The organism is Halorubrum sp. GN12_10-3_MGM (genome assembly GCF_005435235.1).
GTDB classification, from domain to species: Archaea; Halobacteriota; Halobacteria; order Halobacteriales; family Haloferacaceae; genus Halorubrum; species Halorubrum ezzemoulense.
The window spans coordinates 15,676-30,039 of record NZ_SGUB01000013.1 but is presented as its reverse complement, the minus strand read 5'-3'; the positions used below and the strand labels follow the sequence as shown (position 1 = coordinate 30,039).

12 protein-coding genes and 1 tRNA gene are annotated in these 14,364 nt (G+C 68.8%); 11 read left to right on the top strand and 2 right to left on the bottom strand.

The genetic code is table 11. The features are described 5' to 3' along the window. Positions 1-9 precede the first annotated feature (9 nt). A complete protein-coding gene (locus EXE47_RS10950) occupies positions 10-2,040 on the top strand; it encodes an AMP-binding protein (RefSeq protein ID WP_086216384.1) in 2,031 nt (676 codons plus the stop codon). A gap of 35 nt (positions 2,041-2,075) precedes the next feature. Here the strand turns inward: EXE47_RS10950 and EXE47_RS10945 are convergent, their stop codons facing one another. Further along, positions 2,076-2,546 (bottom strand): redoxin domain-containing protein, encoded by a 471-nt coding sequence (locus tag EXE47_RS10945; protein WP_094553138.1) that lies wholly within the window; start codon positions 2,544-2,546, stop codon positions 2,076-2,078. Positions 2,547-2,695: 149 nt separating this feature from the next. Here EXE47_RS10945 and EXE47_RS10940 point away from each other — a divergent pair, with 149 nt between their 5' ends. The 3 genes from EXE47_RS10940 to EXE47_RS10930 all read left to right on the top strand — a co-directional run bounded on the left by EXE47_RS10940 (position 2,696) and on the right by EXE47_RS10930 (position 4,168). Beyond that, positions 2,696-3,613, top strand: a complete 918-nt coding sequence (locus tag EXE47_RS10940; protein ID WP_137708273.1) for a hypothetical protein — start codon at positions 2,696-2,698, stop codon at positions 3,611-3,613. A 154-nt stretch (positions 3,614-3,767) separates the two neighbouring features. After that, positions 3,768-4,043: a twin-arginine translocase TatA/TatE family subunit gene (locus tag EXE47_RS10935; RefSeq protein ID WP_049929478.1), complete on the top strand. Its 276-nt coding sequence runs from the start codon at positions 3,768-3,770 to the stop codon at positions 4,041-4,043. Between the two features lie 52 nt (positions 4,044-4,095). Beyond that, a tRNA-Arg gene (locus tag EXE47_RS10930) sits at positions 4,096-4,168 on the top strand. Between the two features lie 163 nt (positions 4,169-4,331). Here EXE47_RS10930 and EXE47_RS10925 read toward each other — a convergent pair. Next, entirely contained in the window at positions 4,332-5,030 is a 699-nt protein-coding gene (locus EXE47_RS10925; RefSeq protein ID WP_049929479.1) for a DUF1405 domain-containing protein, read from the bottom strand. Between the two features lie 108 nt (positions 5,031-5,138). Between EXE47_RS10925 and EXE47_RS10920 the strand changes: the two genes are divergently transcribed. From EXE47_RS10920 to EXE47_RS10890, 7 genes are read left to right on the top strand one after another with little or no spacing between them, the layout of a single operon-like run. Beyond that, a complete protein-coding gene (locus tag EXE47_RS10920; RefSeq protein WP_137708272.1) occupies positions 5,139-8,924 on the top strand; it encodes an ATPase, T2SS/T4P/T4SS family in 3,786 nt (1,261 codons plus the stop codon). Positions 8,925-8,951: 27 nt separating this feature from the next. Further along, positions 8,952-10,988, top strand: coding sequence for a type II secretion system F family protein (locus EXE47_RS10915; RefSeq protein WP_086220380.1), 2,037 nt, complete (start codon positions 8,952-8,954; stop codon positions 10,986-10,988). Beyond that, complete coding sequence (locus tag EXE47_RS10910; RefSeq protein WP_089307617.1) at positions 10,978-11,505, top strand: hypothetical protein; 528 nt, start codon at positions 10,978-10,980, stop codon at positions 11,503-11,505. The genes EXE47_RS10915 and EXE47_RS10910 overlap by 11 nt, the downstream gene beginning before the upstream one ends. 1 nt (position 11,506) lies before the next feature. After that, positions 11,507-12,118, top strand: a complete 612-nt coding sequence (locus EXE47_RS10905; protein WP_089307618.1) for a hypothetical protein — start codon at positions 11,507-11,509, stop codon at positions 12,116-12,118. Beyond that, positions 12,106-13,092: a hypothetical protein gene (locus EXE47_RS10900; protein ID WP_089307619.1), complete on the top strand. Its 987-nt coding sequence runs from the start codon at positions 12,106-12,108 to the stop codon at positions 13,090-13,092. The genes EXE47_RS10905 and EXE47_RS10900 overlap by 13 nt, the downstream gene beginning before the upstream one ends. Then, positions 13,085-13,570 carry a hypothetical protein gene (locus EXE47_RS10895; RefSeq protein ID WP_089308081.1) on the top strand — a complete coding sequence of 162 codons (486 nt, stop codon included), beginning with the start codon at positions 13,085-13,087 and terminating at the stop codon, positions 13,568-13,570. The genes EXE47_RS10900 and EXE47_RS10895 overlap by 8 nt, the downstream gene beginning before the upstream one ends. Further along, positions 13,567-14,328 carry a hypothetical protein gene (locus EXE47_RS10890; RefSeq protein ID WP_089307620.1) on the top strand — a complete coding sequence of 254 codons (762 nt, stop codon included), beginning with the start codon at positions 13,567-13,569 and terminating at the stop codon, positions 14,326-14,328. The genes EXE47_RS10895 and EXE47_RS10890 overlap by 4 nt, the downstream gene beginning before the upstream one ends. Positions 14,329-14,364 lie beyond the last annotated feature (36 nt).

Sequence of the window (14,364 nt, the reverse complement as noted above, 5' to 3'; positions counted from 1 at the left end):
CCGAGCGAGATGGACGAGTACGAGGGGATAGACGAGGTCGTACACGAACCGAGCGAGGCGTTCGCCGAGTCGACGAACGTCGCCGCGTTCATGCGCGAGTACGGGATCGACGACTACGAGGAGCTCATCGAGCGCACCACCTCGGAGGTCCCGGGCGAGCCCGCGTCGGGCGTCGACTGGTTCTGGGACGAGATCGTCGACTATCTCGACATCGAGTTCTTCACCGACTACGACGCGGTCCGGGACGACGCCGACGGGCCGCAGTTCTCGGACTGGTACCTCGGCGGCGAGGTCAACGTCGCGCACAACGTCGTCGACCGCCACGCTGCCGTCGACTCGCCGAACCGCAACCGCGTCGCGCTGATCTGGGAGGGCGAGCCCGGAGACGTCCGGGAGATCACGTTCCACGAGCTCCGCCGGCAGAGCGACCGCGTCGCGAACTACCTGACCGAGGCGGGGATCGAGACCGGCGACACCGTCGGGCTGTATATGCCGATGGTGCCCGAGGTCGTATCGATCCTCTACGGCTGCCTGAAGGTCGGTGCGATCGCCGTGCCGATCTTCTCCGGGTTCGGCCGCGAGGCGACCGCGACGCGGATCGACGACGCGGAGCCGTCCGTCCTGTTCACCGGCGACGGGTTCTACCGCCGGGGCGACGGCGTCCGGCTGAAGGGGACCGCCGACGAGGCCGTCGCCGACGCGGGTCACGTCGAGGACGTGGTCGTGTACGACCGGCTGGGGGCGACGCCCGCGGCCGACTCCGCTGACAGCGGGAGCGACGTCGACCCGGTCCCGTGGAACGACGAGCGCGACCGAACTTGGGACGAGGCGGTCGGCTCGCAGCCGTCGTCGTTCGAGACGAAGCGGCTCCCGAGCGACCAGGAGTCCATGCTGCTGTACTCCTCGGGGACGACGGGCGAGCCGAAGGGGATCGTCCACACCCACGCCGGCGTCCTCACGCAGTGCGCGAAGGAGATCCACTTCGGCTTCGACCAGAAGCCCGCTGACCGGTTCTTCTGGGTCTCCGACATCGGCTGGATGATGGGGCCGTGGACGCTGATCGGCAACCACGCGTTCGGCGGCACGGTGGTGATGTACGAGGGCGCGCCCGACCACCCGGAGCCCGACCGCTTCTGGGAGCTGATCGACCGGCACGGGATCACGCAGTTCGGCATCTCGCCGACCGCGATCCGCGCGCTCCGAAAGCACGGGGACGAGTGGGTCGACGAGCACGACCTCTCCTCGCTCCGTATCCTCGGCTCTACCGGCGAACCGTGGGACCCAGAGTCGTGGCGTTGGTTCCACGACGCGGTCGGCGGGGGCGACTGCCCGATAATCAACATCTCCGGCGGGACGGAGATCTGCGGCTGCTTCCTGATGCCGATGCCGAACCAACCCCTCAAGCCCTGTACCCTCGGCGGGCCGGGACTCGGGATGGACATCGACATCGTCGACGAGTCGGGCGAGTCGGTGCGGGAGTCGGGCGAGCGCGGCTATCTCGTCGCGCGCGACTCCTGCCCGTCGATGACGAAGTCGCTGTGGTCGGGCGACGAGCGCTACCTGAACGAGTACTGGTCGACGTGGCCCGACCTGTGGGACCACGGCGACTTCGCGCAGAAGGACGAGGACGGCTTCTGGTTCCTCCACGGCCGCGCCGACGACGCGCTCAACGTCGCGGGGCGGAAGGTCGGCCCGGCCGAGATCGAGGGCGTCCTCATCGACCACGACGCGGTCAATCAGGCCGCGGCCGTCGGCGTCCCCGACGACACCACCGGGACCGCGGTCGTCGCGTACGTCGTCCTCGAACCGGGCGCCGACCCGAGCGACGACCTCCGCGAGGAGCTCCGGGCGCTGGTCGGCGACGAACACGGCAAGCCGTTCCGGCCGCGCGAACTCCTGTTCGTCGAGGCCTTCCCGAAGACGCAGTCGGGGAAGATCATCCGTCGCGCGATCGAGTCGGTGTACAACGACGAGGACCCGGGCGACCTCTCGTCGATGGAGAACCCCGAGGCGCTCGACTCGCTGCGCGACCCGGCCTGAGCGCGACCCGCCCGACCGCTCGGTTCGCCCTCCGGTCAGGCGGCCGCGTCCGCCACCGCCTCGGCGAGCGCGTCGTAGTCCGGCTCCTGCCCGGCGTTGTCCGCGAGCCAGCGATACGTCACAGTCCCGTCGGCGTCGATCACGAAGACCGCGCGCTGCGCGACGGTCTCCACGCCGTAGTGTGCGAAGTCCTCGACGACGTCGTACGCCTCGACCGCGCGGTGGTCCGGGTCGGCGACGAGCGCGAACGGGAGGTCGTACTGAACGCGGTAGGCGACGAGCGCGTGCGGGAGGTCGGTGCTCACGCCGAACAGCGTACAGTCGTCGCGGTCGAACCCGTCCCGTAGCGCCTCCATCTCGTCGGTACAGGTGTTCGAGAAGGCGGCGGGGAAGAAGGCGAGCACGACCGGCTCGTTGCCGACGTGCTCGGAGAGTTCGAACGGCTCGATGTCGCCGTCCACGACCGATCCGGTGAAGTCTGGGGCGTCGTCGCCGACGTCTGGCATACCGGGTCGTCGTCGGCCGGGCGTATCACCGTTTCGGCGGCGGCACTCGGCCGCCGGCTCGGGTACTGACTCGCGTCGTGTGACGCCGGAGGGCGCCAGATCGGTGAGCCGGGGGGAGAATTAAGTGTACCACCGACGCAGGACAGGTGATGTCCGGCCCTCCACGCCGCCTCTCACGTCGAACGGTGGCACTGCTCACGGCGACCGCATCGCTGACGACGCTGTCGGGCTGTTTCACGGACGACGGCGGAGACGCCCCCCGCGCGGAGACGGTGCTCAGGCTCGACGAGGCCTCGCTGGTCGGCGTCTCAAACGAGTTTAGCACCCCAGTCGACTTCGTCGGACACGCGGGACGGACGGCCGTCCGGACCGCGATCGACGGCGGAGAAGGGACCGTCGACGGGTACTACGGGCCCGGCGTCTCGGCACCGTACGTCGTCACCGACGGCCCCGAGTACTACCGGATCGAAACCGAGACGGTCGATTCCGTCGCGGCACCGGGCTACGCGTACACGGTGGAGGTCGACGCCGTCGACTCCTTCCTCCTCGGTCCCCCGTCGAGCGTCCCCTTCGCGGACCTCCCGGACCACGACCGGGACACGGTCCTCGACGCGCTCGGGGACGCGTCGCTCGTCCACGCGCCGCACTACCCGCCGTTCGGGGTCAAGTTCGCGTACGCGTCCGCCGAGCGGCGAGAGCGCTCGCTGTTCGTCCCCGGGAACGACGACCAGCGGGTCGAGTGGGACGGCGAGCTGCTGCGGTTCGCGTTCGACGGGGAGCGGTCGGTCGAGGTGCGGACCGTCGCCGTCCGCGCCGACCGCGTCGCCTCGTCGCAGCGCGACTTCCGCCGGGCCGTCGGCGAGGAGCGCGGCCGATCGATCGACGACCCGACCGCGGACCAACGCGCGGTCCTCGACGCGGCGATCGACTCGGAGCACGCGGAGTCCCCGCCGCACTCCGACGCGTTCGCGGCCGTCATCGACGCGATCGCGACGGAGGAGGGCGTCGCTCCGCTCGTCCGCTACGACGGCGACTGGTACTTCGCACGGCTCGCGCGTTCCGACTGATTCGGTCCTCCCGGGTGCTGACGACAGATCTCAGCCATTCGCTTACCGAGCGGCGGCGCCGTTCGCTCGCGTTCGCTGCGGCCGTGCGCGGCGCCCGCGCCGACCCGATAAGGCAAAAAGACTATAGTCGCCACAGGGCTAGAGCGGGGTAGAGATGATAAGTGCGATTCCACTGATCGGCGGCATTCCGGCGGGCCCGGAGCTCCTCATCATCCTGCTCGTTCTGGTCCTGCTGTTCGGGGCGAACAAGATCCCGAAGCTCGCGCGGTCGACCGGCCAGGCGATGGGCGAGTTCCGGAAGGGGCGCGAACAGGTCGAAGAGGAGCTGAAAGACATGCAAGATGGCGAGCAGGCGGACTCGACGCTCGACGACGAGGACGACGAGTTCGACGACCTCGAGACCGAGACCGACAAAGAAACCAGCGCGTAAGTCGTCCCCGACGCCGACCGATCACCGCGGTCCCGTTTTCTCCTCCCCTCTTGGGCGCGTGGCCTAGCGGACAGGGCGAGAGGTTCCTAACCTCTCGATCGCGGGTTCGAATCCCGTCGCGCCCGTTCCTTCGCCTCGCTCGGCCACGGGCGCGACTGGCTCCACGCTCGCTCACTGCGTTCGCTCGCGTGGATCCCGCCGCGCCCTTTCGTACCGCTTGCGCTCGGATCAGCGTATCCTGTTTGTGATTTAACACCGTGTAGGGGATCTACCGTTTCAGACGATGTACTACGCCGGTCCCTTACCCACCCGACAGAACGAGCGCGCCGCGAGCGTGACGGCACCGACCGCGATTGCGAGCGTCGCGGCGGTGAGGCCCGGGCCGGGCTCGTACAACAGGGGCGGGTGATATCCGAGTCCGTAGTCGACGACGGCGTTCGCGACGCCGAGCCCCAGCGCGGTCGCGAGCGCCCCGCGGGTCGTGCGGCCGAACGCAGGGAACAGGAGCGCGAGCCCGACGAACAACAGGTGCGTCCCGATCACGCCCCAGTAGTAGATCAGCGCGTCGGGCGCGGAGACGTACTGACCGACGGCGAGGTTGAGCGACACCAGCGGCCAGAGCCCGAACTGGACCAGCCAGACGAACGCGACCGTATGGAGGTACGCGAGTCCGCGAGAGGTGGGCGCGTCCGCGGTGACGCTGCCGCCGCGTCGGACGGTCGGGACGACGCTGGCGAGGACGCCGCCGCCGAGCGCGACCGCGACCGCGGAGTCCGCGTACAGCGGCCAGAGGACGACCGGCACCTCGTCCGCGGTCGGCGCGTAGTACCCGACTCCGACCGCGAACATGAACGCGGTGAACGCGCAGACGACGGCGAGGCTCCGCGGGGTTCCGAGCAGTTCCTCGGCGATCGCCGCCCGGACGCGCCGCCTGACCGCGCGCTGACGCAGTCGGCGGAGTCGCGGGAACCTGTCGGAGCGTGACACGACGGAGGGTCGGCGCGCGGGGGACTAAAATCCGCCCGTCCGCGGTCGATTATCAATCGCGGTGTTTTGCGAGACACCTTTTTCAACGGACCGCGCGTTCCCGGAACTATGAGCGACGAGGATGTCGAACGATCCGCCCTCCAATCCGACACCGGGGGCGGTCGATCGGCGTCCGACGGGTCCGGGTCAGCCGATTCGGACGCGGACCCTGCCGAACCGGAGACGCGAGGCGCTGAGGAGGTATCGACGGACGAGACGGGCGAGGCGGACGAAACAGACGAAACGGACGACCGAGCGTTCGAGAACGTGATTTTCGAGGAGGGGGACGGACCGAACGACTGCTCGCCGGTCGTCACCGACCGGTACACGTGGCGGACGCTACTCGCCGATCGCGGGGACGAGGACGCAGCGGCGCGGGTGTACGCGGACGTGCCGGACGCGCCGGTAGTCCCGGCGGACGCCGTCGCCCTCCACCTGCCGGACGGCGTCGACGGGGTTATCCGAACCGCCGGGGTCGACGAGCCGTTCGCGGCGGACGGCGAGACGGCCGTTCCCGGACACGGCACTCCGGATCGAGGGACGCTCGTCGTCGGTCCCGACGCGGTCGTTCTTAGCGGTGCCGCCGTCGTGCCGACCGGCGATCGGCGGGCGACCCCGCCCGCAGCCGCCGCGGGTGAGGACGAGACCGAAGGCGGGGGAGACGGTGCCAACGGCGACGGGAGAGGCGGCGACGGCACCGACGACGCAGAAAGAGAGGGGGTCGATGCCGACGCCGACCCGGACGACGCGACGTTCTCCTTCGAGGACGAACGCGACGGCGTGGAGGCGACATCGAGTCCCGGTGCCGAGACCGCAGCGGCCGCGGAACCGATCCCACGAACCGTCTTCGACCGGTCGGTCGGTCGCGAGGGCGTCTCCGGCGTCGTCGTTGCGCATGGAGCCGATGTCGAGTCGGTCCCGTCCCGCCCGCCGACCCCCGAGGAGTGGGACCGAGTCGCGTTCGATCCGGCGACGCTGCTCGGCTTCGACCCGAGTGAGACGGACTACCGCTTCCGCGCCGCCGCGGCGGTCGGCGACGCCCTCTGGGACCTGTGCGCGGCCCGTTACGACCCCTACTCCGTCCCCGTGTTGAAAGGGTACTACACCTGGGACGACTACCGCGAGGAGTTCTTCCTCGACGAGGACGGGAACCGGCCGACCGAGGAGAACGAGGAGGGAGAGGACGAGCCGCTGTCGTTCACCCACGAGGACAAGACGGAGGCCTTGGGTTTCGACCCCGACCGCACGGAGGAGCTACTCGGCGCGGGCGGCGAGGCCGCGGCCGACCTCGCGGACCTCGTCGACGAGCGCACCGTCGACGTCAACCCGGATCTCGACGAGGACGCCTTCTTCTCGACCGACGGGGGTCACACCACCCTGACGAACCGGTACGACCTGGAGAAGGCGGTGCCGATACAGAAGAAGACGCACTTCCGCGAGGAGGAGCGCTACTGGGTGAACAAGCCGTACGCGTTCGTCATCGTCTTCCGGTCGCGGAAGGAGAACGAGGCGAAGTACTACGTCGTCCAGCCGTACCGGACCGAGATCGAGGCGGACCTCACGGAGTTCCTCACCGGCAAGCTCCGGACCTCGATCAAGTACGCCGACGAGTCGATCGCCGGCGGCGACGAGTCGTTCCGCGAGGAGGTGATAGTCGAGGAGGCGCGCACGCTGCTCGACCGCTACGGGCTCTACGAGGACGAAGGCGACGAGCGGGGGATCGCGGACACGCTGGTCGACCGGTTCGGCATCGACCCGACAGAGGGGATCGCCGGGCGGATCGCGGAGTCACTGGGGTACGAGCCCCCGGTCGAGTCGCCGGCGAACCCGCCGGAGATCAGCGCCCGCCCCGAGCCGGCCGTCCTCGCGGAGGACGCCCGGACCCTCTCGGCGCACCAGGTCGAGAAGCTGTTGTACTACCTCAAGCGGGACTTCGTCGGCTACGAGCGCATCGACCCGATCAAGTACGACATCAACGTCGAGGACATCTCCTGTGACGGCTACAACTCCCCCGTCTTCGTCTACCACTCCGAGTACGAGCAGATCATCTCGAACGTCCACCACGGCACCGACGAGCTGGACGACTTCGTGGTGAAGCTCGCCCAGCGGTCAGGAAAGGGGATCTCGAAGCGCCGGCCACAGGTAGACGCCACCCTCCCGGACGGCTCGCGCGCGCAGCTCACGCTCGGGAGCGAAGTCTCCGACCACGGGACCAACTACACGATCCGCCAGTTCAACGACGTCCCGTTCACCCCGATCGACCTGATCAACTGGAAGACCTTCTCGCTCGACGAGATGGCGTTCCTCTGGCTCTCGATCGAGAACCACAAGAGCCTGATCTTCGCCGGCGGTACCGCCTCCGGGAAGACGACGAGTCTGAACGCCGTCTCCCTCTTTATTCCCTCGAACGCGAAGATCGTCTCCATCGAGGACACTCGCGAGGTAGAGCTCCCCCAGCGCAACTGGATCGCCTCCGTCACCCGTCCCTCCTTCTCCGACGACGACAAGGGCGACATCGACGAGTTCGACCTGCTGGAGGCCGCGCTCCGGCAGCGACCGGACTACATCGTGATGGGCGAGATTCGCGGCGAAGAGGGGCGGACCGCCTTCCAGGTGATGTCCACGGGGCACACCACCTACACGACGTTCCACGCCGACTCCGTGGGCGAGGTGCTCAAGCGGTTCACCACCGACCCGATCAACGTCTCGAAGACGATGTTCACGGCGCTGGACCTGGTCTCCATCCAGACCTCCACCCGCGTTCAGGGCAAGAAGGTGCGCCGGAACAAGTCGATCACCGAGATCAACCACTACGACGCCGAAAACGACGAGATCAACGTCCAAGACGTGTTCCAGTGGCAGGCAGAGACGGACGAGTTCCTCCAGATGGGCGACTCGAACACGCTCGAAGACATCATGTTCGACCGCGGTTGGAGTCGGGCGATGCTAGACGAGGAGCTTCGCAAACGTCGGGTCGTGTTGGCGTACCTCATCGACCGCGGACTCAACAGCTACGCGCAGGTGGCGGCGACGTTTCAGGCGTTCATCAACGACCCGGAGACGGTGCTGGCGCTGATGGCCAACGACGAGCTGGAGCGGTCGCTGGAGGACCTCCGCGAGATGGAGTCGGTGCTCATCAACGTCGACCGCGAGAAAGAGAAGCTGGTCCCCCGTCCGACGCCGGACGCGGCCGGCGAGAAGGAGGCCGCGGAGATACTCGACGCGGCCGAGGACCTGTTCGAGACCTATCGGGGCGACGTGCCGGACTCCGTCGCGGACGCGCTCCTCGAGATGGACCACGCCCGCGACATCGAGGCAGAGTCGACGGGCGACCGCGAGGCGCTCGTCGAGGCGGCCACGGAGGCGACCGCGGCCGACGGAGCGCCGAGCGGCTCGGACTCGGGCCGAAGCGATCCCGTGGAGACGGACCCCGACCCCGCCGCCGACTCCTCGCCGGAGCCGCCTACCGACCCGAGTCACGCCGATTTCGAACGGACTCCAGAAGCGAGCGCCGCTCCCGCCGACGACGGCTCCGGCGCGCCGGGGGACATCGACTTCGGCGAGCCGTTCGATGACGGGGTCGACGTACTCTCGGCCCCGTCGGCGCGGTCCGAGGGGGACGCGTCGACCGACGTGGGCGAGGGGTTCAGCGCCGCCGACCCCGAAACGGACGAGACCGCCGACGCGGAGGCCGACGGCGGCGCGGTCGGTTCCGGCGGCGAGGCGGACTCCGATGACCGTGAGTCGGAGTCCGACGACGCGGAGAGCGCCTCAGCCGACGACGCCGACGGCGCGGCGACCGACGACATCGACGACTGGGGGTTCGGCGCCGTCGAGCCCGCGGAGGAGGGGTAGCGCCGTGTCCGTCGCGAGGGCCGAGCCGTGAGCCTCGACGTGGACGCGGGCGACGGCGGCGTGGACGCGAACGTGCTCGCAGAGCTGTGTTACCCGATATTCGAGCTGCTGTTCGACGCCGACGGCGACTTCGTCGCGGACGTGGAGCGCAAGCTGGCGGAGGCGCGGATGCCGGACCAGGTCGAGATGTACGTCTCGCTGGCGCTGGCCGTCGGCCTCCTCGTCGGCGGGGCGCTCTGGGCGCTCGGCACGCTGGTCGGCTACGGCGTGTTCTCGCTCGGGCTGATCGATCCGGAGGCGCTCTCGCTCGGGATCCCCGCGCCGACGCCGGGCGTTCAGGCGACGCTGCGCTCGCTCGTCGTGCCGACGGCCGTGCTTCTCAGCGGGCTCGTCTTCGGCTCGATCGGCTTCGCGGTGGGATTCGGGGGACTCGTCGCGGTCCCGTACTCGCGGGCCTCCTCGCGGAAGCGCGAGATCAACCTCCTGCTCGCGGATTCGGTGTCGTTCATGTACGCGCTATCGGTCGGCGGGCTCAACCAGCTCGAGATCCTCCGCGCGATGGCGACCGCCGAGGACACCTACGGGGAGGTGTCCCGCGAGTTCCAGAGCATCGTCAACGAGACGGAGTACTTCGGGACCGACTACCGAAACGCGATCCGCCAGCAGTCGCTGGAGACCCCCTCCGACGAGCTCTCGCAGTTCCTCGCCGACATGCTCTCTATCGTCAACTCCGGCGGCGACATGGAGGGCTTCCTGAAGGACAAAAAGGAGAAACACCTCCGCACGTCGAAACAGGAGCGCGAGATGACCTTAGAGACACTGGAGCTGTTCGGCGAGATGTACATGACGCTCTCCCTGTTCCCGCTCCTCCTCATCATCATCCTCGTCATCATGGGGATGATGGGCGAGGCCGACGACCGGCTCCTGTACGTCACGGTGTACCTGCTCATCCCGCTCGTCGGCGTCGGCTTCCTCGTCTTGGTCTCGACGGTGAAACAGGACGACCCGGGCGACGGTTACCTCCAGCCCGACGGCGGGAGCGAGCGGCTCCGGCAGACGAGTCGGGAGGGGCTGCTCCACTTCGGGCTCGTGGAGTCGTTCGTCGGGAGCTTCGGGGTCTTCGACCGCATTCGCGACCGCGAGGGGACCCACAAGACGAGGGAGATCCTCTCGGCGCCGCACATCTTTCTGCGCGAGAACCCGCTGTACACCCTCGCGTTGACCGTGCCGGCGGCGCTCGCATTGGTCGGCGTCGCGGTCGCCGCCGGCTCGGCGCCGACGACGGTCGACGGTTGGATCGCCCGGCCGGTGTGGTCGGCGTTCGTCTGGCTCTACGTGCCCGCCTACGTCGTGATGATCCCGCTCGGGGTATTCTACGAGTGGCACCAGCGCTCGCGGCGGGCGGTGACCGGGAAGCTCTCGGAGACGCTCCGGAAGCTCTCTTCCGCGAACGACACCGGGCAGACGCTGCTCGAATCCGTGCGCACGGTCTCGGACACGTCGACCGGGAAGCTCGCGGAGGAGTTCGAGGTGATCCACGCGAAGGTGAACTACGGCATGAGCCTGCGCGACGCCTTAGTGGAGTTCAACAACTCGTACGCGGTGCCCCGGCTCGCCCGGACGGTGAAGCTGATCGCCGAGGCGCAGGAGGCCTCCTCGCAGATCACGGACGTGCTGACGACGGCCGCGCAGGCCTCGGAGAACCAGGACGATATCGAGCGCGAGCGCAAGTCGCGCACCCGGATGCAGGTGGCGATCATCGTGATGACGTACATCACCCTGCTTGGCGTGATGGCCATTCTCCAGACCCAGTTCATCGACGTGATGGGCGATCTGGTCTCCCAGAGCGACGGCGGCGGGAGCGCCGGCGGGGCGGGGTTCGGCGGCGGCGGCGGCGTCGACCCGGACGTGCTCTCGATGCTCTTCTTCCACGCGGTGACGATCCAGGCGATCCTCTCGGGGTTCATCAGTGGCTACATCCGCGACGCGGAGCTCGTCTCCGGCGTCAAGTACGCCGTGGTCCTGATGACGCTGGCGCTGGGGGTGTGGATCTATGTCGGATGACCGCGCGCAGACGGTCCTCGACTTCGTCGTCGGGATGTCGGTGTTTCTCGTCGCGGTCGGGTTCACGTTCGCGTTCGTCCCGTCGCTTCTGGAGCCGTACGCCGTCGGTGAGGGCGCGACCGTCATCGTCGCCGAGCGCGGCGCCGCGCGGCTCGCGGAGTCGTCGCTCGTCGGCGCCGGGTCGACGGCGACGCTGTCGCACGCCTGTACGGTCGCGTTCTTCAACGGGACGGACCCGGCGACGGCGGCGGATACGTTCGGCTGCGACTGGACGGCGAACGCGGACGACCTCCACGCCGAACTCGGCGTCGACGAGGTCCGCGGGCTCAACCTCACCGTGACGCGGAACGGGACCGTGGAGTCGATCGGATCGGGCGCCGCGAGCGCCCACATGCGCGCCGGCCCCGCGCCGCCGCGGGGCGAGAGCGTCTCCGCCGCGAGCCGTATCGTCGCCATTGACGACCCCAACGACCCGGAGGGGGCGCAGACCTACCGGCTCACGCTCCGGGTGTGGTGAGATGTTCGTTGAACACTTCCCGGACGACCGCGGGCAGGCCCATACGCTGGAGGCGTTCACGGCGGCGCTGCTGTTGGTCACCGGCCTCATCTTCGCGACGCAGGCGACCGCCGTCACGCCGCTGTCGGCGAGCACGTCGAACCAGCACGTCGAGAACCAGGCGTCGATCGCCGCTCAGGACCTGTTGGCGACGACCGAGGAGAGCGGGAACCTGACGGCCGCGCTGCTCTACTACGACAACGGGAGCTTCGTCGGCGGGGGCGACGACGGTATCTACGCGGGCGTGCCGCCGGAGACGCACCCGCTCCACGACCCGCTGACGGAGGCGTTCGGCGAGCGCCAGGTCGCGTTCGACATCGACGTGTACTATCCAGCAGACGGCGGCAACAGGACGACGGACGTCGAGATGGTCGACATGGGGTCGCCGACCGACAACGCGGCGACGGCCAGCATCCGCGTGGCGCTGTACGGCGACGATCGGTTCGGCGCCGACGACCAGTACGAACTCGCGAAGAACGGCTCCAACGAGGGGTACTTCGCCGCCCCGGCGGACGGGACCGGTGAGGTCCTGTACACGGTCGTGGAGGTGCGAATCACCGCATGGCAGATGTGAGTCTCTTCCGCCGCGACGGCCGCGAGGACGCCGACAGCGTCGAGGACCGGGCGCAGATCATCCTCATCACGGGGCTGACGCTCGCGGTCCTGTTCGTCGCCGTCGTCCTCCTGTTGAACACCGTCATCTACACCGAGAACCTCGCGACCCGTGGCGCCGACGCCGGCGGCGCGGAGGCGATCGAGTTCCGCGACGGGGTCACCGAGGATCTCATCGAGATCATGCACCGCGAGCACCGCAACGCGAGCGCCGGCGACGTTGGCGACGAGTTCGACGCGCGCGTCGCGACGTATGCCCGAACGGTCGCCGACCTCCGCGCCCGTGACGGGGTGATAGCCGACGTGACCGTCACGGGCACGAAACCCGGTACCCTGATTTTTCAGAACGAAACGAGCACCGGACTCCGCAACATGACTAACCGCAGCGGGACGACCCCGGACTGGACCGTCGCCAGCGACGTCAACCAAACCCGAGACTACCAGTTGACGGTTGACTCGACGCGCGTCTCGAACGACGAGTCCGGCGCGTTCGCGGTCGTGACCGAGCGGCCGGGCGCGAACTGGTCGGTGACGCTGTCGAACGACGCGCCCGACGCCATCAACGTCACGGTGAGCAACGGGACCGGCAACGGCACCACAAACGTCTCGAAGCGGTTCCCGCACGAAACGGGGGCGAACGTCACGATCGACCTGACCGCCGGGACGGTCGACGGCGATCGATTCTCCCAACTCGTCTGGGCCGAGGGGGTACAGAACGGGAACGATACCTATGACATCCGATACCGGAACGGCGACGAAGCGTTCGGAACGTACAGCTTCGTCATCGACGACCCCGACGACACGGCCTCGGACTGGTCCTCGCGGCCGTACGTCGCCGACGCGCTATACAGGGTCAATGTCGAGATCCGTCACCGGACGCCCGAATTGACCTACGGCGAGGAGGTCCGGCTCGCGCCGGGTGAGCGCGATGCGTGAGGGCCCGGGCGGGACGGACCGCGCCGTGTCCGTCACCGTCGGATACGTCATGACGCTCGCCATATCGACGCTGCTGCTCTCGGGCCTGTTCGTCGCGGGCGGCTCGTTCGTCGAGACGCAGCGCGAGCGCGCGGCGCAGGGCGAACTCACGGTCGTCGGCGAGCGAGTCGCGGCCGACTTGGGCACCGTCGACCGGCTCGCGGCGAGCGCGTCGGCCCGGGGAGAACTCACGGTCAACCGATCGCTGACGCTTCCCGACAGGGCGGCCGGCACCGTCTATCGGATACGCGTGCGCGCCGGCGACACCCGGGGGACGCTCGCGCTCGAAAGCGACCGCACCGACGCGACCGTCGAGGTCCCGTTCCGCACGAGCGATGCCGTCGACGTCCGGAACACGACCGTCGCCGGCGGCGATCTCCGCATCTGGTGGGACCCGGCCGGCGGCGACAACGGCGAAGTGGTGGTGAGCGAGCGATGACGGGGGCAGATCGCGGGGCGGCCTTCCTGACCGCCGACCGCGGCGTCAGCGAGACCGTCGGGTTCGTGCTGGTGTTCGCGCTGATCACGTCCACCATCGCCGTCACGTTCACCGTCGGCCTCGGGGGGCTGGAGGACGCCCAGCTCGCGGAGCGCGACGACAACGTCGAGCGCGCGTTCGACGTCCTCCACGACAACTTCAACGACATCGGCCGGGACGGCGTACCGAGCCGGGCGACCGAACTCCGGCTCGGCGGTGGGCGGCTCGCGTTCGACCGGGTCTCAGAGTTCCGGCTCAACGACACCGGCACGGAGACGGCGATAGTCGAGGGCGGATCGATCACGTACTACGGTGCCGGCGACACCCGGATCGTCTACGAGAACGGCGCGGTCTTCCGGATGGAGGGCAACGACGGCGTGATGGTTAAGGAACCGGACCTGCTTGTCGGGGACACGATTGTCTACTCGCTGTACGGGCTCAGCCCCCCGGCGGAGTCGGTGAGCGGCGACCGGACGGTCCTCGTCGTCGCCGAACGCACGGACCGCGAGGTGGCGATAGACGATCGGACCGCCGACCAGAACGTCACGCTCGCTATCAACTCCACGCAGGCGACGGTCTGGAAGCGGTACTACGACGGCTTCGACGGGGTGACGACGAACATGAGCGGCCCCGCAGACCTCACCGTGACGTTCGCGGCGGACGACTACGATCGGTTCGTCGTTCACCGAACGACCGCCCGCGTCGAGTTCTCCGACTGACCGGGCGTTGAGCGCGCCGGACAGCGGTCGCGGGAC

What these genes read in the sequence shown, in the direction of transcription:
- EXE47_RS10920 (WP_137708272.1), top strand. Translation starts at nt 5,139, where the DNA reads ATGAGCGACGAGGATGTCGAACGATCCGCCCTCCAATCCGACACCGGG.
- EXE47_RS10940 (WP_137708273.1), top strand. Translation starts at nt 2,696, where the DNA reads ATGTCCGGCCCTCCACGCCGCCTCTCACGTCGAACGGTGGCACTGCTC.
- EXE47_RS10935 (WP_049929478.1), top strand. Translation starts at nt 3,768, where the DNA reads ATGATAAGTGCGATTCCACTGATCGGCGGCATTCCGGCGGGCCCGGAG.
- EXE47_RS10910 (WP_089307617.1), top strand. Translation starts at nt 10,978, where the DNA reads ATGTCGGATGACCGCGCGCAGACGGTCCTCGACTTCGTCGTCGGGATG.
- EXE47_RS10895 (WP_089308081.1), top strand. Translation starts at nt 13,085, where the DNA reads ATGCGTGAGGGCCCGGGCGGGACGGACCGCGCCGTGTCCGTCACCGTC.
- EXE47_RS10945 (WP_094553138.1), bottom strand. Translation starts at nt 2,546, where the DNA reads ATGCCAGACGTCGGCGACGACGCCCCAGACTTCACCGGATCGGTCGTG.
- EXE47_RS10950 (WP_086216384.1), top strand. Translation starts at nt 10, where the DNA reads ATGGACGAGTACGAGGGGATAGACGAGGTCGTACACGAACCGAGCGAG.
- EXE47_RS10890 (WP_089307620.1), top strand. Translation starts at nt 13,567, where the DNA reads ATGACGGGGGCAGATCGCGGGGCGGCCTTCCTGACCGCCGACCGCGGC.
- EXE47_RS10905 (WP_089307618.1), top strand. Translation starts at nt 11,507, where the DNA reads ATGTTCGTTGAACACTTCCCGGACGACCGCGGGCAGGCCCATACGCTG.
- EXE47_RS10900 (WP_089307619.1), top strand. Translation starts at nt 12,106, where the DNA reads ATGGCAGATGTGAGTCTCTTCCGCCGCGACGGCCGCGAGGACGCCGAC.